Origin of the sequence: Streptomyces sp. CAI-85, from assembly GCF_013363615.1 — a bacterium.
GTDB lineage: Bacteria > Actinomycetota > Actinomycetes > Streptomycetales > Streptomycetaceae > Streptomyces > Streptomyces antibioticus_B.
In genome coordinates this window covers 1-1450 of record NZ_JAANNX010000183.1, presented here as the reverse complement: position 1 = coordinate 1450, position 1450 = coordinate 1, and the positions used below count along the sequence as shown (strand labels likewise).

At 68.1% G+C, this 1450-nt stretch carries 2 protein-coding genes; both read left to right on the top strand.

Annotation, left to right across the window (positions count from 1 at the left end; all coding sequences use genetic code 11):
• A partial coding sequence (gene rpsB, locus G6W55_RS37620; RefSeq protein ID WP_175525057.1) for a 30S ribosomal protein S2 occupies window positions 1-864 on the top strand: 864 nt, incomplete at its 5' end.
• A gap of 145 nt (window positions 865-1009) precedes the next feature.
• On the top strand, window positions 1010-1450 hold a 441-nt coding region (tsf, locus tag G6W55_RS37615; protein WP_175525056.1), incomplete at its 3' end, for a translation elongation factor Ts.

Genomic DNA, 1450 nt, shown 5'->3' with positions numbered 1-1450 from the left:
AGCGGCGTCCACTTCGGTCACCAGACCCGTCGCTGGAACCCGAAGATGAAGCGCTTCATCTTCACCGAGCGCAACGGCATCTACATCATCGACCTGCTCCAGTCGCTGTCGTACATCGACCGCGCCTACGAGTTCGTCAAGGAGACCGTCGCCCACGGCGGCACGGTCATGTTCGTCGGCACGAAGAAGCAGGCGCAGGAGGCCATCGCCGAGCAGGCCACCCGCGTCGGCATGCCCTACGTCAACCAGCGCTGGCTGGGCGGCATGCTCACCAACTTCTCGACCGTCTACAAGCGCCTTCAGCGCCTGAAGGAGCTCGAGCAGATCGACTTCGAGGACGTCGCCGCGTCCGGTCTCACCAAGAAGGAGCTTCTCGTGCTCTCGCGCGAGAAGGCCAAGCTGGAGAAGACCCTCGGTGGTATCCGTGAGATGTCCAAGGTTCCCAGCGCCGTCTGGATCGTGGACACCAAGAAGGAGCACATCGCGGTCGGCGAGGCCCGGAAGCTGAACATCCCGGTCGTCGCCATCCTCGACACGAACTGCGACCCCGACGAGGTCGACTACAAGATCCCGGGCAACGACGACGCGATCCGCTCCGTCACCCTGCTCACCCGCGTGATCGCCGACGCCGTCGCCGAGGGCCTCATCGCCCGTTCCGGCGTCGCCACCGGCGACAAGGGCGAGAAGGCCGCGGGCGAGCCGCTGGCCGAGTGGGAGCGCGACCTGCTCGAGGGCGAGAAGAAGGCCGACGAGGCCGCGCAGGCCGTCGAGGTCGCCGCCGAGTCCCCCGCCCCCGACGCCCCGATCTCCGAGGCCGTCGAGAACGCCGCCGCCGAGGTCAAGGCCGAGGGCGACGAGGCCTGACACCGGCGTTGACGGTGGGGGCGGCCTCAACCCCGCCCCCACCCGTCACCCGCAGGCCGACATGACGCCCGCGATCCGGCCGCACGCCGGTCGCGGGCCCGTGCGGATCTCCGATCTTCCAGACTTCGAGAAAGACTCAAGACTCATGGCGAACTACACCGCCGCTGACGTCAAGAAGCTCCGCGAGCTCACCGGCGCCGGCATGATGGACTGCAAGAAGGCCCTGGACGAGGCCGACGGCAACGTCGAGAAGGCCGTCGAGGCGCTCCGGATCAAGGGCCAGAAGGGCGTCGCCAAGCGCGAGGGCCGCTCCGCCGAGAACGGCGCCGTGGTCGCGATCATCGCCGACGACAACGCCTCCGGTGTCCTGGTCGAGCTGAAGTGCGAGACGGACTTCGTCGCCAAGGGCGAGAAGTTCCAGGCCGTGGCCAAGACCATCGCCGAGCACGTCGCCAAGACCGCCCCGGCCGACCTGGAGGCCCTGCTCGCCTCCGAGATCGAGGCCGGCAAGACCGTCCAGGCGTACGTCGACGAGGCCAACGCCAACCTCGGCGAGAAGATCGTCCTGGACCGCTTCGCGCAGTTC